17 protein-coding genes are annotated in these 23,601 nt (G+C 60.5%); 10 read left to right on the forward strand and 7 right to left on the reverse strand.

Features of this window, described 5'->3' with window-relative positions; genetic code table 11:
• The first annotated feature begins 86 nt into the window (after positions 1-86).
• Positions 87-4,934 carry an ATP-dependent helicase gene (locus I6E56_RS06345; RefSeq protein ID WP_197136790.1) on the forward strand — a complete coding sequence of 1,616 codons (4,848 nt, stop codon included), beginning with the start codon at positions 87-89 and terminating at the stop codon, positions 4,932-4,934.
• The gene (locus tag I6E56_RS06350) at positions 4,927-5,775 is read left to right on the forward strand and encodes a DNA-formamidopyrimidine glycosylase family protein (protein ID WP_197136792.1); all 849 of its coding nucleotides are present in this window, start codon (positions 4,927-4,929) and stop codon (positions 5,773-5,775) included. Before I6E56_RS06345 ends, I6E56_RS06350 begins: the two co-directional genes overlap by 8 nt.
• 123 nt (positions 5,776-5,898) lie before the next feature.
• On the opposite strand, the gene I6E56_RS06355 is transcribed toward I6E56_RS06350, so the two are convergent.
• Complete coding sequence (locus I6E56_RS06355; RefSeq protein ID WP_197136793.1) at positions 5,899-7,677, reverse strand: ATP-dependent endonuclease; 1,779 nt, start codon at positions 7,675-7,677, stop codon at positions 5,899-5,901.
• A 400-nt stretch (positions 7,678-8,077) separates the two neighbouring features.
• On the opposite strand from I6E56_RS06355, the gene I6E56_RS06360 reads away from it, so the two are divergent.
• Positions 8,078-9,709, forward strand: a complete 1,632-nt coding sequence (locus I6E56_RS06360; protein WP_197136795.1) for a TIGR02391 family protein — start codon at positions 8,078-8,080, stop codon at positions 9,707-9,709.
• A 3-nt stretch (positions 9,710-9,712) separates the two neighbouring features.
• On the opposite strand, the gene I6E56_RS06365 is transcribed toward I6E56_RS06360, so the two are convergent.
• Positions 9,713-10,765 (reverse strand): DNA cytosine methyltransferase, encoded by a 1,053-nt coding sequence (locus tag I6E56_RS06365; protein ID WP_307842793.1) that lies wholly within the window; start codon positions 10,763-10,765, stop codon positions 9,713-9,715.
• A 365-nt stretch (positions 10,766-11,130) separates the two neighbouring features.
• Here I6E56_RS06365 and I6E56_RS06370 point away from each other — a divergent pair, with 365 nt between their 5' ends.
• Positions 11,131-11,529, forward strand: a complete 399-nt coding sequence (locus I6E56_RS06370) for a (deoxy)nucleoside triphosphate pyrophosphohydrolase (protein WP_197136799.1) — start codon at positions 11,131-11,133, stop codon at positions 11,527-11,529.
• Positions 11,530-11,547: 18 nt separating this feature from the next.
• Here I6E56_RS06370 and I6E56_RS15305 read toward each other — a convergent pair whose 3' ends face one another.
• Genes I6E56_RS15305 through I6E56_RS06385 form a run of 3 tightly spaced genes read right to left on the reverse strand, consistent with a single transcriptional unit; the run spans position 11,548 to position 15,244 of the window.
• A complete protein-coding gene (locus I6E56_RS15305) occupies positions 11,548-12,756 on the reverse strand; it encodes an MvaI/BcnI family restriction endonuclease (RefSeq protein ID WP_197136801.1) in 1,209 nt (402 codons plus the stop codon).
• Positions 12,744-13,805, reverse strand: a complete 1,062-nt coding sequence (locus I6E56_RS15310; protein WP_197136803.1) for a protein NO VEIN domain-containing protein — start codon at positions 13,803-13,805, stop codon at positions 12,744-12,746. Before I6E56_RS15310 ends, I6E56_RS15305 begins: the two co-directional genes overlap by 13 nt.
• 38 nt (positions 13,806-13,843) lie before the next feature.
• Positions 13,844-15,244 (reverse strand): DNA cytosine methyltransferase, encoded by a 1,401-nt coding sequence (locus I6E56_RS06385; protein WP_197136805.1) that lies wholly within the window; start codon positions 15,242-15,244, stop codon positions 13,844-13,846.
• Positions 15,245-15,483: 239 nt separating this feature from the next.
• Between I6E56_RS06385 and I6E56_RS06390 the strand changes: the two genes are divergently transcribed.
• The 6 genes from I6E56_RS06390 to I6E56_RS06415 all read left to right on the forward strand — a co-directional run bounded on the left by I6E56_RS06390 (position 15,484) and on the right by I6E56_RS06415 (position 20,647).
• Positions 15,484-17,634: a RecQ family ATP-dependent DNA helicase gene (locus I6E56_RS06390; protein WP_197136807.1), complete on the forward strand. Its 2,151-nt coding sequence runs from the start codon at positions 15,484-15,486 to the stop codon at positions 17,632-17,634.
• 73 nt (positions 17,635-17,707) lie between these two features.
• The gene (locus tag I6E56_RS06395) at positions 17,708-18,505 is read left to right on the forward strand and encodes a type IV toxin-antitoxin system AbiEi family antitoxin domain-containing protein (protein WP_197136809.1); all 798 of its coding nucleotides are present in this window, start codon (positions 17,708-17,710) and stop codon (positions 18,503-18,505) included.
• Entirely contained in the window at positions 18,495-19,415 is a 921-nt protein-coding gene (locus I6E56_RS06400; RefSeq protein WP_197136811.1) for a nucleotidyl transferase AbiEii/AbiGii toxin family protein, read from the forward strand. The genes I6E56_RS06395 and I6E56_RS06400 overlap by 11 nt, the downstream gene beginning before the upstream one ends.
• Before the next feature lie 76 nt (positions 19,416-19,491).
• On the forward strand, positions 19,492-20,055 hold the full coding sequence (locus I6E56_RS06405; protein ID WP_197138152.1) for a hypothetical protein: 564 nt from the start codon (positions 19,492-19,494) through the stop codon (positions 20,053-20,055).
• Positions 20,056-20,153: 98 nt separating this feature from the next.
• Positions 20,154-20,525, forward strand: a complete 372-nt coding sequence (locus I6E56_RS06410; RefSeq protein ID WP_197136813.1) for a hypothetical protein — start codon at positions 20,154-20,156, stop codon at positions 20,523-20,525.
• A gap of 32 nt (positions 20,526-20,557) precedes the next feature.
• Positions 20,558-20,647, forward strand: coding sequence for a metal-sensing transcriptional repressor (locus tag I6E56_RS06415; RefSeq protein ID WP_197136816.1), 90 nt, complete (start codon positions 20,558-20,560; stop codon positions 20,645-20,647).
• A 4-nt stretch (positions 20,648-20,651) separates the two neighbouring features.
• On the opposite strand, the gene I6E56_RS06420 is transcribed toward I6E56_RS06415, so the two are convergent.
• Positions 20,652-22,277, reverse strand: coding sequence for an amidohydrolase (locus I6E56_RS06420; RefSeq protein ID WP_197136817.1), 1,626 nt, complete (start codon positions 22,275-22,277; stop codon positions 20,652-20,654).
• The gene (locus I6E56_RS06425) at positions 22,274-23,524 is read right to left on the reverse strand and encodes an MFS transporter (RefSeq protein ID WP_197136819.1); all 1,251 of its coding nucleotides are present in this window, start codon (positions 23,522-23,524) and stop codon (positions 22,274-22,276) included. Before I6E56_RS06425 ends, I6E56_RS06420 begins: the two co-directional genes overlap by 4 nt.
• Positions 23,525-23,601: the final 77 nt, after the last annotated feature.

The following is a 23,601-nucleotide window of genomic DNA, read 5'->3' on the forward strand; positions in this document are numbered from 1 at the left end:
TTGCTGTAGCGCGGGTCGGCACTCCCGCTGCACGCCTACGGCGAAATCCGTAGGGCACTGTCAGGGGTTGCGACGAAGATAGAACAATGAGCGATGTGCTCGGCAAATTTTCGCCCGCCACCCGAGAGTGGTTCCAGGGCGCGTTCGATGCTGCCACCCCGGCCCAACTCGGCGCCTGGGATGCCGTCTCGTCCGGAGCCAACGCGCTCGTCGTTGCGCCCACCGGTTCCGGTAAGACGCTCGCCGCATTCCTCTGGGCGATCGACCAACTTGCGTCGAGCCCTCCCCCCGCCAACCCGAAACAGCGCACTCGCGTTCTCTACATTTCTCCGCTGAAAGCTCTCGGCGTTGACGTCGAACGCAACCTTCGCGCCCCTCTCGTCGGCGTCACGCAAACCGCTCGGCGGCTCGGGCTCGGCGAGACCGACATCACTGTGGGCGTGCGATCGGGAGACACCACCGCGCAAGACCGCCGGCTGCTCGCAAGGCTCCCTCCCGATATCCTCATCACGACCCCTGAGTCGCTGTATTTGATGCTCACCTCGGCGGCCCGCGAGACCCTCAAGAACGTCGACACCGTCATCATCGATGAGGTGCACGCCGTTGCGGCCACCAAACGTGGCGCGCATCTGGCGTTGTCGCTCGAGCGGTTGGATGCTCTGCTCGCGAAACCCGTGCAGCGCATCGGCCTCTCCGCCACCGTGCGTCCGATCGAAGAAGTTGCTCGGTTCCTGGGCGGACGCGCCCCGGTCACGATCGTGCATCCGCCATCGGCGAAGACCTTCGAGTTGAGCGTCGTTGTTCCCGTTCCCGACATGACCATCCCCGGCACCGTGGCCTCCGCGCGCGGCAAGGCCGGCGGCGGCGATGGCAGCGACGACGAGGCGACTCCGGAATCAGCGGCATCCCTGTGGCCGCACGTCGAAGAACGCATTGTCGATGCGATTCTCGAGCACCGGTCGACGATTGTGTTTGCGAATTCGCGGAGGTTGGCCGAACGGTTGACCGCCCGTCTCAACGAGATCTACGACGAACGGCTCAGCGACGGCGCCACGAGTGGTGACGGTGGTGAAGGGGCTGGTGCTGACGGTGGCACCGGAAATGCTGCAGCCGTTCTCGAGCGCTCCCAAGCCAGCGCGGATGCCGCCGCCTACGCCGCCCCGCAGCAACCGTGGAAGCCGCCCGCTCAGATGATGGCGCAGGGCGGATCCACGATGGGCGCCGCCCCGCTGCTGGCCCGCGCGCATCACGGCTCGGTCAGCAAAGATCAACGCGCGATCATCGAAGACGATCTCAAGACGGGCGTGCTGCGCTGCGTCGTTGCGACGAGCTCGCTCGAACTCGGAATCGACATGGGTGCCGTCGATCTGGTCATCCAGGTGGAGTCGCCGCCGTCGGTCGCGAGTGGGCTTCAGCGCATTGGACGAGCCGGGCATCAGGTCGGGGAGATTTCCAAGGGTGTGCTGTTTCCGAAGCACCGCACCGACCTCATCCACACGTCTGTCGCCGTTGAGCGGATGCGCAGCGGGCAGATCGAAGCCCTCTCGGTTCCGACAAACCCGCTTGACGTACTCGCGCAGCAGACCGTCGCCGCCGTCGCCCTCGACGAGATCGACATCGAAGAGTGGTTCGACACCGTGCGCCGCAGCGCCCCGTTCTCGACCCTGCCGCGCAGTGCCTTCGACGCGACCCTCGACCTGCTGAGCGGGCTCTACCCGAGCGACGAATTCTCCGAACTGCGACCGCGTGTGGTGTGGGATCGCGTGGCCGGCACCCTCAGCGGTCGCCCCGGAGCCCAACGTCTCGCCGTCACCTCGGGCGGCACCATCCCCGACCGCGGCCTCTTCGGCGTCTTCATGATCGGCGGCGAAGCGGGAGCTCCCGGCCGTCGCGTCGGTGAACTCGACGAAGAGATGGTCTACGAATCACGCGTCGGCGACGTCTTCGCCCTCGGCACCACGAGCTGGCGCATCGAAGACATCACCCACGATCAAGTGCTCGTCTCCCCCGCCTTTGGCCAGCCCGGCCGCGTTCCGTTCTGGAAGGGTGATGGCCTGGGCCGCCCGGCAGAACTGGGCGAAGCTATCGGAGCGTTCACTAAGGAAATTGCTACGGCATCCGCTGACGATGCACGCGCGCGGGCAGAGTCGATCGGGCTCGATGAGCACGCCGTCACCAACCTGATCGCCCTCGTGACCGAGCAGAAGGCATCCACCGGTCACGTGCCGAGCGACACCACCCTCGTCGTCGAACGCTTTCGGGATGAGCTGGGCGACTGGCGCGTGATCTTGCATTCCCCGTACGGCATGCCCGTGCACGCACCGTGGGCGTTGGCGATTACGGCGCGCATCCGCGAACAGCTGGGCGTGGATGGCGCGGCCATGGCCGGTGACGATGGCATCGTCGTGCGCATCCCCGACACCGATGCCGCGCCGCCCGGCGCCGACCTGTTTGTGTTCGACGCTGACGAGCTCGAGCAGATTGTCACGGAAGAAGTCGGTGGATCGGCGCTGTTCGCCGCACGGTTTAGGGAGTGCGCCGCTCGCGCGCTGCTGTTGCCGCGCCGCGACCCCGGCAAGCGTTCGCCGCTGTGGCAACAACGCCAGCGGGCCTCGCAGCTGCTGGATGTCGCGCGCAAGTACCCGAGCTTTCCGATCGTGCTCGAGACCGTGCGCGAAGTGCTGCAAGACGTGTACGACCTGCCGGCGCTCACGACGCTGACGAAGCGCATCGCCAGCCGCGGCATCCGCGTGATGGAGACTGAGACAGATGTGCCGTCGCCGTTCGCGCGCAGCCTACTGTTCGGCTATATGGCCGCTTTCGTATACGAGGGCGATTCGCCGCTGGCCGAGCGTCGTGCCGCCGCGCTCTCGCTCGACCCAGCGCTGCTCGCCGAGCTTCTCGGTCGGGCCGAACTTCGCGAACTGCTCGACCCCGACGTGATCGCCCAGACTGAGAACGAGTTGCAGCGGCTGGTGCCCGAGCGTCATGCTCGGGATGCTGAGGGCATCGTCGATCTGCTGCGCGTGCTTGGCCCGCAGACTGTCGCCGAGATCGAGGCCCGCTCGCTCGTGACCGGTGCCGCCCTCGCCACTGACTTGGCTGGCCTCGCGAAAGCGAACCGGGTTCTCGAAGTGACCATTGCGGGCGAACGCCGCTGGGCTGGCATCGAAGACTCCGCGCGGCTGCGGGATGCCCTCGGGGTTCCGCTGCCGATTGGTGTGCCCGCCGCGTTTATCGAGCCCGTTGATGATCCCGTCGGCGACCTTGTCAGTCGCTACGCCCGCACCCACGGACCCTTCACACTGGCGGATGCCGCAGCCCGCTTCGGTCTCGGAACCGCCGTCGTGCACGACACCCTGCGTCGGCTCGCGGCCGACCGTCGCGTCGTCGACGGCGAGTTTCGCCCCGGCGCGAGCGGCACCGAGTGGTGCTCGGTGGATGTGCTGCGTCGCCTGCGCAGTCGCTCGCTTGCGGCACTGCGGCAAGAGGTCGAGCCGGTGTCCCACGCGACTCTTGGACGGTTCCTACCCGCGTGGCAACACGTGTCCGCTGCCGGTGACTCACTGCGCGGGATTGATGGTCTGGCCCAAGTGATCGACCAACTGGCTGGATACTCGGCTCCGGCATCCGCGTGGGAGAACTTCATTCTGAGTGCCCGCATTCGCGACTATTCGCCCGCGTGGCTCGACGAGCTGACGACGTCGGGCGAAGTGGTGTGGGCCGGGCAAGGTGCGCTGGCGGGTAACGATGGCTGGATCAGTTTGCACCCCGCGGCGACCGCAGCGCTGACGCTGCCCGAGCCTGATCGCGATGGGCTGAGTGAGCTGCAGCAGAGCATTCTCGAGGCGTTGGCCGGTGGCGGTGCGTTCTTCTTTAGGCAGCTGTCGAATCAGGTGGGCAGCACGGATGACAAGGTTCTGCTGAAGGAATTGTGGGATTTGGTGTGGCGCTCGCTCATCACGAACGACAGCTTTGCGCCCCTGCGCGCGCACCTCGGAGGAACCGTGCGGGCCACTCGGGCACCGCGTCCGGCACGGGCTCGCGCCTATCGCGGACGTGTTTCGACGGTCGCGCAGGCGGGGCCGCCGAGTGCGTCCGGCCGGTGGGCGCTGCTCGAAACTGCCGAGGGTGAGACGACGGTGCGCGCCAAGTCGACTGCCGAGTTGATGCTCGAACGGCACGCTGTCGTCACGCGCGGCGCGGTCGTGAGCGAGGGCATCCGCGGTGGCTTCGCCCTGACCTACCGCGTGCTGAGCGGCTTCGAAGAGACCGGTCGCGCCCGTCGCGGTTACTTCATCGAGGGGCTCGGTGCCGCCCAGTTCGCGACCGGAGCCACCGTTGACCGCCTGCGTGGTTTCACTCGGGATCCGGATGCTGCGCCCCAACTTTTGGCGATCACTCTCGCCGCGACCGACCCCGCCAACCCCTACGGGGCTGCTCTCGGTTGGCCTGGGCTCGGTGGCGAGGATGCTGGGGCTGAGGGTGGTGACGCCGGAGTCGGTGCTGATGGTGCTGCCGGCACGGCTGCTGCTGGCAAGACTAGTGCTGGCGCTGGGGCCGCTGGCGACGACACCTCGGACGCGTGGGCTGCAACGTCGGCATCGGCATCCGCTGCCGCATCCGCAAAGCCCATCGCTGACTCCCCCAAAAAGCATCGCCCCGGCCGCAAGGCGGGTGCGATCGTCGTGATGGTCGATGGGCACCTTGCCCTTTACCTAGAGCGCGGCGGCAAGTCGTTGCTCGCGTTCGATCTGGAACCAGCCGTCGTGGATGCCGCAACTCGCTCACTCACGAGCACCCTGCGCGGAACGCTGCCAAAACTCCGCATCGAGAAGGTCAACGGTGATTTCGCCGTCGGCACCCCGGTGGGAAAAGCGCTCGTGGAGGCCGGATTCGTCGCAACACCGCAGGGGTTGAGGCTTCGTGCCTGAGGGTGATTCCGTCTATAAGGCGGCAGCGAAACTGCGGGCAGCGCTCGACCACCAAGTGCTCACCCGCACCGACTTTCGGGTGCCCTCCTTTGCGACGCTCGACCTCAGCGGCCAGACAGTCACGAGTGTGGTGCCGCGCGGCAAGCACCTACTGATTCGCGTTGCCGAGGGAACCGACGGCGCCACAGCCGACGCCGTCGCACCCGCACCCGCACCCGCCAGCGAACCCGGCTCGGGCCTCACGATCCACAGCCACCTCAAGATGGAGGGCGTCTGGCAGATTTACGGCGCCGGCGAGCGGTGGCGCAAGCCGTCCTACTTGGCTCGCGGAGTGCTGAGCACGGCAACGAAGACCGCGGTAGGTTTCGAACTGGGGCTGCTTGAAGTGGTGCCCACGGCATCCGAAGACAGCATTGTGGGGCACCTGGGCCCGGACCTTCTGGGGCCTGACTGGGATGCCGAACTCGCGTTGGCGAACCTGCTGTCAGACCCAGCGCGCCCGCTTGCGCTCGCGCTACTCGATCAGCGGAACCTCGCCGGTCTCGGCAACGTTTTCGCCAACGAGTTGAGCTTTCTGCGCGGTATTCGCCCGCACACCCCCATCGGCGAGATCGCCGACCCGAAGCGCCTCGTCGCGCTCGCGTTCAAGGCGATCATGGTGAACAAGGACCGCCCGATCCGCAATCTCACCGGCCTGCCGCGCGGCAAACCCCGCTACTGGGTGCACGGGCGGCGCGGCGAAGCGTGCCTGCGGTGCGGCACCCGCATCGAGTCAGACCAGCTCGGCACCGGCCCCACCGACACCCGCTACATGTGGTGGTGCCCGAGCTGCCAGAACTAGCGGCGCTCGAGACTACGAGAATCTCATATCAACCCAGCGCGCTCAAAAGGGTTTTCCAGGACGAGAAGGCGTTCGTAATCGGTTATAGGTCGGTTAGGCGCGGGCGAAATCCGGATTGAACGGTCAGCTGTCAGAAAGGAGCCGATCTAGCTCAGCACCGATCTCAGAAAAGAACGGGTCGTCGTCAGGCAATGCAGCAAGTGCGATGATTTGAATAGCTAGTATCTGCTGCGCATTCGGCGCTTCATTCTCAAGCAGGCGTAGCGCTTCTTTAGTCCGCGTTACCCACACAGACTTCGCGAGTCCCGGATCTGACTCTGGCACGTTCAGTTGCTGAAGCAGGAGAGCGTCAGGGCTGACGTCCAAGGGGAGAAAACCGACACGTTTTAGGTACCAACCGAGTGTCGTGTGGCGCGCCTTTCGAAGCTGGGCCTCGCTGTTTCCTGAGCCACCATCTCGGATTAGCGATTCCTTCGAAATCCCTAGCGCATCGAGCACACCCTGCAATTCACCATCAGGCACTGAATTTACGTCGCGGGGGAGGCTGTCGGGTCGTTGGTCGCCGTCGAATAGAACCGAACACATCGATTCAAGTGGCGCTTGAACAGGAATTACACGCCGCGCGATAGTTGCCGCTCCCCCTGGGACGCAGACAATCTCGATTGAACTGAGGAAATCACTGCCGCGGATTCGGGCAACTCGTTCTACATAGGCCTTAGCGAGCTCGTCCTCGACAAGAATAGTCTTCTGCGAAAACTGAGCACCGATCCTTGAGAAAGCTTCGTTGCTTGTCGCAGTTTGCGCGAGAACTCTCACGCGACCGTCTGCCGGATCAATATCTAGAAGTTTTCTCGCAGAATCAGGGAGCTCCTCAACCATCGCAGGCGAGTGCGTTGCAAGGACGACTTGATGCTTTCTATCGAGACATTGTTCAGCGATGTATCGCATTAGCTCGCGTTGGGCCCCCGGATGAAGAGAAGTCTCGGGTTCATCTAAGAGAATAAGGCTCGCCTCGGGCGCCTGAGCGATCGCGAGCACCATCATAATCGTGGCAAACTCACCGCTTCCAGCATAAGCCTCAGAATACTCACGGTGTCGTGTCTTCAAGGATGCCGTGTAACCCTCGACTCCAAAAAAATCATGCTTCACGAGCCGGATTGATTCGTATTCACGCTGCAGAATGCGGCCTACAGCAGCGAGCTCAGCCGCCCCGAGCTCTTCCGCTGCCTCAAGAATACGATTAGCTCCGTATAGCTCATGCTCAGATTCGAGATCGTTCAAAGCGCCATTCACGTGGTGGCCAACTCGCCGAATGCGCTTCTTCTTAGAGTCAACGTCGTTTTTCTGACGCCGCCAGTTGAAGCTCATAAGAATGTCGTATGCGGGAAGTTCCTGCCGAAAGTCCAGATAGACAACTTCTTTCTCGATCGGACGCCACCGAGTTTTCTTCCGGAAAGCTCCGTCGACGGTGACCGATGGCGCAGGCATATTCTTCATGCCGTCGCGTGATCTGGGCGCGCTGGTCTCAAAATAGTCAAGCCCTCTAGACGCTTTGCCAACTCGTGTCTTGATGACCTCGGCGTTGAATCCGCTCGGCGTACGGTATCCGTGGATATAACGATGCGGGTCCTTGACTTGGTCTCCGTCTCCCCCCTCGATCCGGTCAAGCGGTGTATCGAACCAATAGTCACCGATGTTGTACTGGCTAGGACATCCCTGTAACGCTCGAAGAATCGAACTCTTATTCGTCCCGTTGGGGCCAATAAGGGCGGTAATCGGGTAATCGAAAGTTATCTGAGAACCGTTCGCAAGATTCTTGAATCGCGGGAATCGGACCAATCGGATGAAGGGTTCACATTGGTTGTACTGAACGAATTTTTTCAGTGAGTCAAAGGCGCTCAAAATCCTGACGCTCTGATTTCAAGGTGCATCCGCTCTCCACGACCCATTCTCTCCCCCACCGTTGAACCTTCGATTGAACCTTACGATAGTTCACGTTCGGCCCGGACTGCTCTAATCCGCAGCGAGATCCTCAAGCTTTGAGGGATGCCCGCATCCCTAGAACTTCTCGACAACGCCAGCGGTCGAGGGTGAATCCTGTCCGCCTACAGAGGTTTCGCGCCTTCAGGTGCCCTTATCAGCCGCCAGCCTTGCTCCGCAGCCAACACTCCAGAAGGTGCATGGCGCGAAGTGGGTCACGGCGATAAGTCACACCCAACCACCGCTTCAAACATGAGTTTCACTACGATGTGCGACGACCAGAGTCGATATGCTCGCCTACAACTGACCTAAGGATGGCGTCGTGGAAAATGAAAGTCCTCTAGTTCTAACTTTTGACCCACAGACGGTCGATCATTTGGGGGCGAAAATGTACTCTCACCTCCCGAATGCCCTAGCAGAGCTCGTAGCCAACGCGTACGACGCGGACGCCACCCAAGTGCTGATACGAATTGAAAGCAACGGCAGTGTCTCGATCACTGATGATGGGCACGGTATGTCACGTGAAGATGTGTCAACCAAATATCTACATATCGGCAGAAATCGTCGGCTAGACCAGTCAGCATCGACGGAGAGTGGGCGACGTCGAGTATCAGGGAAGAAAGGTCTCGGAAAGCTCGCGCTGTTCGGCATCGGTAAGCGAGTAGAGCTCATGACTACTCGTTCGAATTCGAAGGAGCGGACCTGCATCGTGATGTCCTACGACGACATGATGGCTTCCGATGGCGCGTATAGACCTACGGAGTCTCAGGGCGAGGTGACACTCGAAACGCACGGCACGGCAGTTCGTTTGAGTGACCTCAAGCGAACAAGCCCGATCAATGGATCAGACGTAGCTGTAGGACTTGCTCGGCTCTTTAACTATGTCGACGCTGATTTCAAAATTGTTGTTGAGTCCCCGGAGGGCGAGCGGTTCCGCGTCACTCCTGAAAGCAGGTTGGACGCAGTTGACGTCGAGTTTGAATGGAATTTCCCTCAAGACTGGAGCGATGATGACGCTTTCGAGCTCAGCAAAGGCACAAGTGGCCACATCGTCGCCTCCAAGACGCCACTTAGACACGGCATGCGAGGTATTACTCTCTATGTCAAAGGTCGTCTAGCAAACGAGCCCGAGTACTTTGGCGCATCAGAGTCAAGTTACGCATACTCCTATTTATCGGGCTACCTCGCAGTCGACTATTTAGACGACTTAGATCCAGACGTAATCGCTACAGATCGTCGAGCAATTGATTGGGACACCGAAGAGACGATGGAGCTTCGCGATCGACTCCAGATGCTAGTTGCGCGTATTGGGCTCGAATGGCGTCAGCGACGCAAGCTCAAGAAGAAGGATGAATCAGAAGCCGCTCTCGGCAGCACCACAGAGGAATGGGTAAACAGCATTCGAACTGAAGAACGTGAAGCTGTTCGCGGAATAGTTGCTGCGATCGAGTCCGATGATGTCGAAATACCTGTGGCTCAGCAAACTGAATTACTAAGAATGGTTCAAAAAGTCGCCCCACCGCGGGCCGAGTATGTCTGGCGTCACTTACATCCAGAGATACAACAAGTCACCCGTGCTTTCTACGAGCGTGACGATTTTTATACCGCAGTTAACGAAGCGATCAAGCGCTATGTAAACCGAACCAAATCGTCAGCGGGACTTGACTCGGGGGAAGCCGCACGAATCGTGTCACAAGCGTTCGGAGGGAATGGGAAACTGCAGGTGTTTGCTCCCTACCTGAATCTATTCGATCCGAGTACGGCTTATAACGTAGAACAGGGCCAGATGCATGTGTCGATGGGCGTTGTCGCCGGCTTCAGAAACCCTCTCGCGCACGAGGAAGTTGAAAAATTGCATTCGTCCGGAGCCTTTAGCTTCGACGATTGCCTCGACGCATTGAGTATTATCTCTCACCTCATGCGTCGTTTAGACGGGGCTCAACACAGACCGTAGTTTTCAAATTAGAGCAGCGAGGTGCCGACCAATTGCTTGACCTAGTGGGATCGGCACAGCGTTCCCGATTTGCCGGGCTATCGCAGTTCGCGATCCAACAAAGCGATGAGAGTCCGGGAAACCTTGCAAGATTGCGGCTTCGTAATGGGTGATCGCGCGCATGGCCTCAGGATGTAAGTACCGGCCTTTCTCGGGCTTGAAAAACTCAGTACGTATCGTCACCGAAGGACGATCTGCGTGCAGTCGGCCCATCACGTCCCCGCTCCCATTTGTGTGTTTAATCCAGCACGGCGCCTTCAGTGCATCGGGCAAATCGAACCTATTTCCGCCCGTTGGAATCGCCGCAAAGCGAGACAGCGAAAGCTCAGAGTAGTTTCGACTCAGGTGAAGTTCGCGTGGCGAAAAACTACCAGCGTAGACCTTCCCCATAAATTCAACCGACCTAGACGCATAAACCGGATCTGAATCCGGCTCCACAGGAACTTCTTGAAACGCTTGACGGACGGTTCCGTGGTTTCCAACATGAGTAGCAGCGGGAAAACCCGGCGCCGACAAGTCTCGATGGTGCCCTATCAGTACCGCACGTTTACGGCTTTGATGCGCCCCGAAATCCGCAGCATTCAGCACCTTAAACTCGAAAGCGTAGTCACTAAGAAAGCCAGATTCCGACACAGCCTCTTCAAAATCTCCGAATTGTTTTGACTTGCCGAACGCTGCGACATTCTCGACAACAAAATACTTAGGATTTGCTCGAACGATGGTCTCTGCGTACTGACGCCAAAGAGAGTTTCGGGAGTCCTCGGCGTCCTGTTTGCCGAGCGTCGAGAAGCCCTGACAGGGAGGCCCTCCTACTACAACGTCTATATTTTCGGGGACAGTTTCTTCGTCTAGCCAGTCCTGAATCGCGCCAGCGTATACCAGTCCCGCTCCAAAAGTCTGCTCATAAGAGGCCGCGGCAGCAAGATCCATTTCTACTGCGCGGGCAGTCCGAAATCGCTTGGATGCAGCATGAAATCCCGCGGTCAGACCGCCTGCCCCCGCAAACAGATCGAGCACATTGATCCGACTTCGTCCCATAATCTTTGAGTCTAGCCGGCGATAATCGAAGAAGCACGCCAACTTTGAGCCTGTGTAGAGATTCGACGCTCCCGCGCTCTTTTTAAGGGTTGCTTGAGGGCCATTATTGCAAGCTTTTCGGCACAAAAAACACCCACTAAGTCGACGGCTGAAGTCGCAGCTCCGAAGCAACTCGTCGCGTGGCAAGCCCTGCTACACGTGGTGGTGTCCGAGTAACACTCGCTCCGCAGCAGGTAGTTTCGCGCGCCACGGAGTCACGGCATGCATAGGCTGAAGTGCACAGGCCTGCTCTGACGCAGGCGGCCAACAGACGTCGTCCGAGAAGTCCGAGAGAGAGATCATCAGTGGAGAAACAGATCAACGTCGTTGGTGCAGTCATCGTGCGCGAAGGCCTCATCCTGTGTGCCCAGCGCGGGCCCGGCGGGGGTTCGCCCGGCATGTGGGAGTTCCCCGGCGGCAAGATCGAAGCCTGCGAGACTCCCCGCGATGCGCTCGCGCGCGAAATAGCCGAAGAGCTCGAGTGCGAGGTGGCCGTGGGCGAGCTGATCACTACGACATCGCACGAGTACGACTTTGGGATCGTCGTGCTGACCACGTTCTACTGCGAGCTTCTCTCCGGCACACCAGTGCTCACCGAGCACGCGGAAGTTGTCTGGCTCGCGCCTGCCGAGCTGAGCGCGCTCGCATGGGCGCCTGCCGATATCCCTGCCGTCGAACTGATTGTGAAGGCAACGCGCGTATAGCCGCAATCGTGTTCGCGGCTAGAAGAGCCTCGCTTCTGGGATTGGCGGTTTTCCCGTAATCGTGTCTACAGATGCGAGCTGGTACTCCTGTGCTGGGGGAAAGAGCGCACCAAGATTTCTGGGGTGGATCTTGAATAGGTAGCCTTTATCGCCCTTCTCTCGGATCAAGAAATCGACGGTCACTTTGCCGTCTTCTAGCAACGACGGAAGCTGGGCGATAATCGGCTTCCGGGTGTGTTTTACCGAAGTGAATCGGATGTGTTCCCATCCATCAATAATCTGGCTTTCTGCCTTCACCCAGAAAGTTTCATTGTGCTTGGCTGCGAGACTGTGCCGCAATGCGTCCATCTCCCACTCAACTGCGTGGTGGGATACCTCGCCAGTGTGAATTGCGTGAAGGACATCCGCTTTGTTGTCCACGCTCAAACTCAAACCCTGAGAATTCACGACCCGACCGCTGAGCGTGCAACTGAGCTTCCGCTGACCATCGCGGTCATAACCAAAGGCCCGGAGTAATTCGCGCGAGCTCTTGTAACGACTAGCGCTCCAATTAGGGGTCTTCGCAAAAAGCGTGGTTCTGTTGCTCGAACTTCTTGAAGATTTGATCTCGATACCTTGGAAGTCCGGCTCCTTTCGAGAGTTGATCGCAATGCCCAGCTCCGTTTCGAGTAGACGCCCGACTGCAGTCGTCCCTTTCACAGGCGCAGGCAAAAAGCCCTTGTTCGAAACTCCGTGAAGTAATGAGAGTAGTGATTCGACGGCGCCAGTCTTTTTCTGGACGAAAGCGCCCAATACTTCGGCTGCCACGCCACTCAAATTCGAGACGTTGTGGGCGAGGGTAACTCTGGACAGATTGAAAACCCAGAAGCATCCGTCGCTCCAAACAGCAGCGATTACATCGCCCGGTTCGGAAATGTGTTTTAGGCCACCGAACCACACTCTGGGATCGCCATTCTTCGTCTGAGGTCGGTAAAGTGACGCCTTTGACTCAAGGGTCGAATTCTCCACGACCAGCCGTGCGGGCAGAATGACTTTCGCATCTGGCCCCTGCGGTTGGCGCGCATAGTCGTGAACAGCATTCGCTTCAAGAAACTCCCGAAACGGTTCTGTTGCGTCGAGTATCGACTTCTTCAGACCAGTGGCAGTCAGCTCCAGTAAGCCGAATGGGACGTCGTTGGTTGTTAAAAATGCGACGCTTTCGAGCTCCGTACCGACTAGTTCGCGCACTCGCCGATCCCCTCTACGGCGGTTACGTTGGTCCGAGAATGAACTGATACCTCGTCATGCACGCTCAGCGTGTGCCTGTATTGGATAGGTTTCAACGAATCCGAAGTCGGCTTCCAACTCAACCAACGTCGAATCCGTCCGCCACTCGTAACCCAATCATCGGACTCACCTATTTTGCACTCGATGTCATCAACCACGAAGAGTTCGGTTCTTTTGTTTTCGTTCGCGTGCTCGACTTCGTTGTACGTAACAAACACCTCGTCGATCCTGTTTTGCGAGCCCTTCACCTCGACAAAAACTCGTTGCCCATTCAAATCGAAATGCAGGTCATAGGGTCGGCCACGTTCCTCTATATCGCTAGCCCCGAGCTCGTCGTAGTATCTCGTAGCTACGTCGAGGGAGTGTCTTTCGATTTTGCGTTTCAGATCTACGTCCCTGATAAATCCTTGAGGCGTGGAGAAACTGATGCGCCCCTCACTCGCGGCAGCTGCTTCTTCAAGAATTGCAAGCTCTTCGCCGGAAGACTTCGTGGTGCCCGTCGTTGACATAGCTCGGTCTACCAACGCGAGCCACGGCATCGAAGAAGTCTCTGATTCGGCGAGACCAGCACTGACGTTGATGAGGAGTAGCTGCCCGCTCGGCGACAGCGCAAAGACTACAAATTCATCCTTTAGGAATCGCTCCGAGGTATCGCTCCAGGAAATGCTGAAGCGACGATCCGCTCTGCCGCGATTGTCGGAGCGATACAAGTTGAGGACGACATCGATGGCAAAAACTGCGCCAGCGATATCGACACGCAAGTACTTCATCGGGGTAGAGAAGCGTGATTTCTCAGCGCCCAGTTCCTGAGACTCATAGTCGTAAATTCCAGACTTTGAGAGGAAATTCCTTAGCATTTGCACCGCATCCGGTACAGCCTTACCGAGTAGAACTCGAGTGATTTGATACGGGACGCTAGGCCCCAAGGCAATGGCGATTGATTCGAATCGCGCCTTCAGTAGCGGCGACGCATCCGCAATCCGTTGCTTCTGATTAGGGTACTTAGGCACATAGGGATGTCTACCAGACCCGAGAGCGACTCGGCTACCTATTGAGTCGGTGTCGGTTCCGTTGCCAGCGCTTCGCTAACCATTCTTCCCACGGCTAGTGAGAGAAATGGCGACACAGCATTTCCCACCTGCGAATACTGCGGAACCTCAAAGCGACGACGGAGCGATCCGGTTGTTTCTTTGCCGCGGAACTCAAAATCATCGGGGAAGCCTTGAAAACGAGCCATCTCGCGCACAGTGAAAATACGAGGTTCGCTGGGGTGCACGTAGTCGTCTGGCAGCGTGACAACCGTGCGAGCTGGTTGGGACCAGTCCAGCGCCTTCTGTGAATGCTTCTTGGTCTTGAGCTCAACCATCAATTCGAACATCGACTCCGCTGATTCTGCGAGAACTGTGCCGTCGGGGGCAATGGCCGGGTACTTCGCATTCGCTAGCTGCAATCTGACATTCGAGGCTGCTTCCGCTGGCCCACTCGAGAGCTGCGAGAGCAGTCGCGGTTGAAGCCCGTTGTCCCGAAGCCACTGGTAAAGGCGGAATCGTTGAGTCGTGGATTCGCTGTGCTTACGCGGCGACTGGTTAGGCAAATGCTCGCGTCGAACTTTCGACTTAGGGAGGCCCCAGAGCGTTCGCGTGGAAGTGGCTTTGTGGAACGCCGCGGACCGACGGCTCTTGGGAGCAGGAAGCACGTCCTGCAAATCGCCGATTGCATCTGCGATTGTGGGCGACTCTTTCGACGAGACCGTCGGGTTGGGCGCGAGAGCGGGTGCGGGCTCAAACTTCTCGTCGTCGGTAAATGCCGACTTCCAGAGGTGCCCCGTGGCCTTGATTCCCTGCTCCTCTGCGACGTCTGAGCGCATTCCAATAATCATCAACCGGGGACGGTTTTGTGGTGCGCCGTAGTGAACAGCGTTGACGGCTACGCCTTGAACTTCGTAACCCGGTTCAGTCTCACGTAAGGCCTGCTGCAATTGAACAAAAGGCGCTTCTTCATCAGGAGAGAACTTGTGGCTCATACCGACCACATTTTCGATCACCACCATTTTGGGAGCAGTGCGCTTTACGAACTCGAGGTACTCCCACGGCAGCGTATTCCGGACATCGTCTGGGTTGCGGCGTCCGGCCAGAGAGAATCCTTGGCAAGGCGGCCCACCGACGACGACGTCAATTCCTGAACTTGCGAGCCCGGCCATGGCAGCTTCGTTGTCGAGCACGTCGCGAAGCGCTGAAACTGCAACTCGGTTCTGAACTTGATTTTCGATCGAGGATTTAACGTATGCCTTCCACGAATCGTCTTCAATCGATTCGTCGATGAAGTTCGCATAGAAGGTGTAAGCCGCCATGTCAGATTTTTCGACCGCAAGTTGGAGTTCTCCCCCGGAGCGTTCGATGCCCAGTGAAAGGCCGCCGCATCCGGAAAAGAGATCTACATAGTTGTACAAGGGTCCTCTTAAAAGTTTGGTGGGGGATCTTTGGTGCCGGCCCTGCTTCGAGAGTATATGTTCTCTCGCGAGGAGTCCAGGTGGGACTCAAAGTCGCTGCCGAATTCGTGCTGTGAGGGACAAGTCACCCGGAGCCACCGTCAGCCATTTGCTCCATCTCACGAGCACACATCCGATAAGAATCTTGGTCGGCAGCGACCAACCACCGAAAAGTCAGCACCCCCTGCCACACTAGCCACGTGACAGATACCCGCACCGATGCCCTGGCCGTTCTCCGCACGCTTGTCGGCAATGAGACTGCCGATTTTCATGAGGGACAGTTTGAGGCGATCGAGACGCTCGTCGATGGGCGCCGCCGCGCGCTCGTCGTGCAGCGCACCGGGTGGGGAAAATCCGCCGTCTACTTCGTTTCCACGCTGCTCCTGCGGCGACGAGGTGCGGGCCCTACCGTGCTCGTGTCGCCACTGCTGGCGCTCATGCGCGACCAGATTGCCGCGGCATCCCGAGCCGGAGTTCGGGCCGTCGCCATCAACTCCACCAACCCCCACGAATGGGCCGAAGTTCAACAGCAACTCGCCAATGACGAAGTCGACGTGCTGCTCGTCTCCCCCGAACGCCTCAACAACCCCAGCTTTCGCGACAACCAACTGCCCGCACTGATCAACCGCATCGGGATGCTCGTCGTCGACGAAGCGCACTGCATCAGCGACTGGGGCCACGACTTTCGCCCCGACTACCGCCGCCTGCGCGAACTCATCGCCACCATGCCCGACGGCGTCCCCGTGCTCGCCACCACCGCCACCGCCAACTCCCGCGTCGTCGCCGACATCGCCGCGCAACTCGAAACCGGCAGCAGCGACAGCGGCGAAAACTCGGCCACGGGCGGCACCGAAGTCGTCACCATCCGCGGACCCCTTGCGCGAGCATCCCTGCGCCTAGGTGTCCTTAAGCTGCCGGATGCCCGAGCTCGCCTCGGCTGGCTACTGAGCCACCTCGCCGAACTGCCCGGCAGCGGCATCATCTACACGCTCACCGTTTCGGCCGCCGAAGACACCGCGCGGCTGCTGCGCGACAGCGGCATGGATGTGCGCGCCTACACCGGCAAGACCGACCCGCAAGAGCGCGAAGCATCCGAAGAAGCACTCAAGAACAACACCGTGAAAGCGCTCGTCGCCACCAGCGCCCTCGGCATGGGCTTCGATAAACCCGACCTCGGCTTCGTCGTACACCTCGGCGCCCCCTCCTCACCCGTCGCCTACTACCAACAGGTCGGCCGCGCCGGGCGCGCCACCGACAACGCCGACGTGCTTCTCATGCCCGGGCCAGAAGACCAAGACATTTGGGAATACTTCGCCACCTCATCCATGCCCGACCAAGCCAACGCCGAACGCGTCATCGCCGAACTGACTGAGGCCGCGAACTCCGGCGCTGGGCCCGTCTCCACGCCAGCGCTCGAAGCCCGCGTAAACCTGCGGCGCACACCCCTCGAGCTACTGCTGAAAGTGCTCGACGTGGACGGCGCTGTCGCCCGCGTGCAAGGCGGCTGGACTGCCACCGGCCAACCCTGGAGCTACGACGCCGAACGCTACGCCGGAGTCACCGCCGCCCGCCGCGCCGAACAGCAACACATGCTCGACTATGAACGACTGCCCGCCGGCACCGACGGCTGCCGCATGGAATACTTGCAACGCGCCCTCGACGACGACACCGCCACCCCCTGCGGTCGCTGCGACAACTGCGCCGGCGTCTGGTACCCCACCGACATCAGTACGGATGCCACCACCCGCGCCACCGCCACCCTCGACAAAGTCGGCGTCCCCATCGAGCCCCGCGCCCAATGGCCCACTGGAGCCGACAAACTCGGCGTTCCCGTGCGCGGACGCATCAGCCCCGAACTGCGCGCCACCGAAGGCCGCGCCCTCGCCCGCCTCACCGACCTCGGCTGGGGCGGCACCCTGCGCACCCTCTTCGCCCCCGGCACCCCCGACGCGCCAGCGAGCCCCGCGCTCGTTGCAGCCTGCGTCCGGGTGCTCGCCGACTGGGGCTGGGATGAGCGACCCGTCGCGGTCGTCTCGATGCCGTCACGCAGCCGACCACAACTCGTGGCATCCGTCGCCGAAGCCCTCGCCAGCGCCGGCAAGCTGCCCTACCTCGGTGCACTCTCGCTCACCGGCGATGGGCCGCACGGCGAACCCGGCGGCAACAGTGCCTACCGGCTCGCGAGCGTGTGGGGACAATTCGCGTGGGCCGGTGACGAACTGCCTCAGGGGCCGATACTGCTCGTTGATGATCTCGTCGACTCCCGCTGGACGCTCACGATCGCCGCCAAAGCACTCCGCGAAGCAGGGGCGGATGCCGTGCTCCCGTTCGCGCTCGCGCTGCGCGGGTAGTTTCTTCCTCTGTAGATACGCAAATCGTCTAAATAATCTTGAAAAGTATCTATCTAGACGTTACTATTCAAGCATGAACACTCCGGATGCCCTGCGCGCGCTAGCGGCGATCTCATCCGGCCAGTGGGGAATGGTGACGACGGCGCAAGCCCGCTCGATCCACGTAAGTCGAGTACAGATGGCACGGCTCACAGACGACGGGCACCTCGAGCGCCTCGCCCACGGCGTCTACAGAGACGCCGGGAGTCCACCGCACGAGTTCGATGACATTCGAGCCGCGTGGCTGAGCCTCGAGCCAAACCGGCTGGCCGAAGACCGCATCCGGGACGGAGTCGACGGAATAGTCGTGAGCGGAAATACAGCGGCCGCACTGCATGGGATTGGAGACTTCCTCCCCACGCCTTACGTTTTCACTTCGTCCGGCCGAAGACAGTCGCAGCGTCCCGACATCCGCTTCAAACAAAAGAATCTTGCCATCGACGACGTCACGCTGGTAGTTGGAATTCCGACCACTGGAGTTGAGCGAACGATCGCTGACCTCGTCCGCGACAAAGAAGACCTGAGTCTCGTCGGGGACGTTGTGGGCGACGCGCTCCGCTCTAGAACCCTTCAGCTGGATTATCTTGTTGCACTGCTCGGCCCCCTTTCCGCACGAAACGGGTTCGCCAAAGACGACGGGCTCGGCTTCCTGCGGAAGCTTCTCGAGCTGGGTCACGTCGACGTAGCGAGCCAACTCCAGCGGGTAGTGTCAAACCCCGCCTGGCAATCAGCGACGTCCGAGACCGACATGCAATCCCTGCAAGAGCTCGTGAAAGATGCCAGCTCGCTACACACACTTGCGACGCTAAGCCAGGCACAGCATGCAGGCTGATCAGGGTGCCTACCCGAGCGGCCGCGCCGTACAAGCCGCGATCAAGAGTGCAGCCCTCAAAGACGAACGAGCCAAATCAGTCGGCGTCGGCGACCTGATCCGACAAGCAACGTTCGACCGGTTTCTGTGCCGAATCTTCTCTGACCAGTCAACCAAGTTCGCTCTCAAGGGCGGCACTGGCATGCTCGCCCGGTTGTCGACCAGCAGGGCGACAACAGATATCGATTTGTCGGCACAAGAGAGCGAGCTCGACACAGCCGTCGCCGAACTGCGGCAACTCGCATCCGTTGACCTCGATGACCATTTCAGGTTCGAGTTCACGAACACGATCGATCAGCTCGAGGGAGAGAACCAGCCGTACACGGCCGGATGTCGGCTGACCTTTGATGTGTACGTCGGCGTGACGAAACAAAGCACCCTGTCTATCGACCTCGCAGCGGGCTACAAGCCCACGGGCATGTTGGAAACGGTGAGCCCAGCGAACCGGCTGCCGCTCACTCGACTCCGAACGTGCGACTACGTGCTGTATCCGTTGGCGGATCAAGTGGCCGACAAGCTGTGTGCCACCCAGGCAAAATACGGCGAGAGCAAATCGCCCTCGTCGCGCGTCAAGGACTTGATCGATCTCCTTCTCATCTCCCTCACTGAATCGATGGATGCCCGCCAGCTGTCGATTGCCGTCGCGACTGAGTCCAAGCGTCGTAGTCTCGACCCCATCACGGCATTCCTCATTCCCTCCGACTGGTCGATTCGGTATCTCGTGCTCGCTCGACGTCTCGGGCTCGTGGATAGATTCCCCGATGCGGCGTCCGCCGAGGAACGCGTTCAAGCGATGTTGAATCCGATACTCGACGGCTCCCTTGCCGACGGTCGATGGGAACCGAGCGCTGGGGTCTGGAGAAATACTTAGCTATTCTGGGAGGTATCGAGAAGGTGCTCGGCGAGAAACTCCCGCCGCACCATCAGAGGTGATCACCGTGTCCGAGATGTACCAAAACCCTGGCCCGGGCAACTACGCCCACGCCAAAGGCCGAGCGTTCGAATTCGAAGCGCAGATTGCCGCGGCCGTAGCACGCGGTGACGCCACCATGCTGGCCGAACCAGAACGCCCCTACAACTTTCGTCGCGGACTGCTCTTCGCTCTCCTCACCATTCCCAGCACCGTCGTGCTCGTTGCAGTATTCGGCCTCAACTCCCCTACGGCGGGCATCGCGCTCACGCCACTGGCCGTCGTTGTCGCCTTTGGCCTGTTCTCGTACGGCTCCGGGCGCCGCCCCGTCACCGGCCGTGGCTTCACCGCCGCCACCGGAATCGGCCTCATCACGATGATCGCGGGCGCCGTCATCAGCACCCCCTACAGCCGTTATCTGACCTACCTCTACAACGACGGCAGCGGCAGCATTCTCAGCAGTGATTACGCCAACACCTTCGCGATCTGGGTAAACGCGAACGTCGGAACCATAGTGATCCCCAGCGTCCTCGTGACAATCATCTCCGTCGTGATCGTGTGGAGAAAAGCACGAGCAGCCCGCTCACAAGAAACGACCTGACCCCTCCCGCCGCGCTGCTGACCCATCCGCTGTGCTCGACGTCTCCGAATAACTCTGCACACAGGGAGTTCCGGCACGGTGCCGGGCGAGGAGGCATCATGGCGATCATCCGTTACACCGGGATCTACAACGCTGACGGCGGCGTCTGGGGCGAAACCCGCTACGTGATCGGGCACATGCTGGGCACCGCCGCGTGCTCGCTGTGCGACATCACGCACTCACCGATTCGCCGCAAACCCCAGTGGGACGCCATGGTCGCGCGCCTCGGTGTGCCCTTCACCGTGCGACACCGCAACGAAATCACCCCCGCCGAGATCGCACACGTCGCCACCACAGGATTGCCTGTCGTGCTCGCGCATCACGACGATGGCAGCATCAGCACCGTTCTTCAGAACAGTGAGCTGGATGCCGCGGCCGGCTCAGTAGACGCGTTCGAGTCGGCACTCACCCAGCCTGCGCTCGCAGCCTAACCACCGGGCCAGCTCGCGCCCGCGCCGAAGGTGTGGCGCACGCCATCCACCGCCTGTTCGAAGGAGACACCTACTGCATCGATGTTCTCACTCAGTTGTCGGCCGCTGTGCGTGGCTTGTGATTCTTTAGAGCACTGCTGCGTCGTAGACACTCTCGCCAGCAACCACGGTGCGCACCACCGTTGCGCTTAATAGCTTGTCGACGCCTTGCTCGAAAGGGTCACCATTAATGATCACAAAATCGGCCGCATTACCGGCCACGAGTGAACCTCGGTTCTCCGCCCCCACGACCGATGCCGCCGCATCGCGGGTAGCGTGCACGAGCGCCTGAGTCAGAGTTAGAGCGGCCGCAGGGTCGCGCGGCGCGAAGGAAGCATCGAGCGCAGAGGCCCTCGTAGCCGCAACGTAGACATTCGGCAACGCAGCATAAGGTGCGGTCGGCGCATCGGTAGAGAACGCGAGCAGAGCACCGGCGTCAACATATTCGCGCCAAGCGAAAGCGCGCTCTACCCGTTCGTCGCCAAGCATCGCTGCCCAGTTGTCAAAAATAGCGGGGTCCGCATGCACCGGTTGCATCGACGCTGTGACTCCAAGCCGAGCCATCCGTTCCGCAGTTCCGGGCGCCGCATATTCGAGGTGTTCAATACGGTGACGGCGTTCACGTTCCCCGTTGAGCTGCATGGCGTTTTCGATGGCATCGAGCGCAACAGTGCTTGCACGGTCGCCAATCGCATGCAGCGCGATCTGTAGATCAGCCGCATCAGCCGCAACAACCACCGGGGCCAAAGCCTCAACTGGCCAGATGAGTTCGGCGGATGATCCGTTCGAGTACGGCTGCGATAGGGCTGCCGTACACGCGTCGATGACGCCGTCGAGCACCAGCTTGATACCCACGACACGTAACCACGGAGAGCGAATGATGATTGAAAGCTCTGCCGCGCGCTGCACCTGTGCAAGATTGGCAGCATCATCACCCGTGTTCTCGATGAACCAGTGCGCGGCGACACGCAACGGCAACCGACCACCACGCCTCATAGCGGCGCGCTGAAGTGCAGCCAGCCCGAGCTCGTCTAACGCCATATCAACAGCTCCAGTGACCCCGGCTTCGGCGTAGGCCGACAGCATCCGCTCGACTGCTTGGTCGCGATCAGAGTCAGTAGTGACCGATGCCACATACGCCCAGGCATGCTGTTGCGCGGCGGTTTCGTACAAGAGTCCAGTCGGCTGGCCATCCTGGTCGCGGGAAATGCTTCCACCGAGAGGGTCTTCGGTCGCAGCAGTGATTCCGAGCTCTGCCATTGCGGCCGTATTGATCCAACACGAGTGGTAGTCGTTGGCATCAAGATAGACCGGAATATCCGGTACAGCGGCATCTATCATCGCGGCCGTCGGAAGGCCACCGTCGATCGAGTCAAACAGCCATCCCGTTCCCAGCAATCGTGTGGCTGTGGGATCCGCTTTGCGCGCAGCCCGCAAACGCTGCTGAATCTGATCAACCGAGCGCGCATCGGTGAGCTGCACGCGCCCCAAAGCATCGCCCATCATCACCAGGTGGGTGTGCGCGTCGGTGAAACCTGGCAGCACCACGCGGCCGGCGAGATCCGTGGCGGAGATATCAGGGCCCGCGTGCCTCACTGCGGTGTCGTTGTCTCCGACGTAGAGCAGTTCTTCACCTTCGATGAGCATGGCTTCCGCCCAGCCATCCTCGAAGCCCGTGAAAATGCGACCGCCGGTGAAGAGCGAGCGGGTCACGCTGCGTGCTCTGGAACAGCGGCCGCGGCGAGACTTGAGCGCTCTGTACGGCTCGAAATTGCTGCCACAGCAAATGCCGGCACGGCGAGAACAAAGCTTGCGACACCGAGGGCGGTAACGAAACCTTGGTAGCCGAGAGCCTCGACGAGCGCGGCTCCGATTACGGGAGTCAGAGCCGAACCCACTAGATAGATGGCGAGAAGCGGGCCTGACCAGCGTCCGTCAGCATCGAGAGCAGCCGAGGTCGAGACGAAATACATGAACGCGATTGCATAGACCGTGTTCCACAGGATGAACACAACGATGAAGGAGGTCTGATCGGTAGCGAAGCCTTCGGCGATCTTCAACGCACCGCCCGCCACCAGCAGAATTGCCAGCGGAACGGCACGACCGAGTCGGTTGCCGACGACCATCAGTAGTGCCGACCCCACGATTCCGCCAGCGGTCGCACCGCTCAGAGCAAGACCGAGCCCTTCAGGGGTGAGTCCCGCCTGATCGAAACCCATCACTCCGGCCATCGCCCAGAGCGAATCTTCACTGATCGCCCACAACGCAAACGTGGCGAGGAGAACGAACCCGGAGATCGTGACCGTGCGGCTCGGAACGGTCACGGCGCGTACCGCACCTGTAGTCGGCACTTCGATCGGCATCGCTTCTGCATTGCTTGCTCCAGCAACAGGGTCGACGACGGGCGCGGCGGGAAGCCAGCCGGTCGCTAGAAGAGCGATGAGTGCGAAGAGTGCGAGGGCACCGAATACGTCGATCGGGGCTAGCCCGATGACAGGAATGATGGCGAGCACGATGGTGACGACACCACGGTTTGCGAGCCCATTCAGCCCGGCGACACGGTCGGGGTTTCGGAACGCCGCGAGAGCCGCACCCGAGGAGGCTACTGCGGTACCAGCACCTGCGCCACCGATCACAAGACTCGCAATGACGACCGCAGTGACCGGGATGAGCGCGGCAACCAAGAAACCAATGAGAGCGATGGTGAGACCGATGCGCGCGATGAGACGGCGGTGACGTCCCGCGCAGAGCGGAGCGATGACTAGGCCCGTTATCGCGGTAGCTAGCAGCGCTGCCGTCACGACCCAACTCGCCGCGAGTACGTCAAGACCGAGGTCGGTCTGAAGCGCGGAAATCATGTATGGCGAGAGGTTTACGCCGAGATAGCCAGCAATCCCGATGGCGAACGTCGCCCCGGCGGTAGGGAAGCGCAGTGGGATGCGCAAGGAGAGATCAGTCATAGAGTTTCCTCTGTTCTAGGCACTGTGGTGTGACGGTAGGAGGTGTCATCGTCTAAACGAACGCTATTCGTTTATTG

This window comes from Salinibacterium sp. NK8237, from assembly GCF_015864955.1.
Taxonomy (GTDB): Bacteria; Actinomycetota; Actinomycetes; order Actinomycetales; family Microbacteriaceae; genus Rhodoglobus.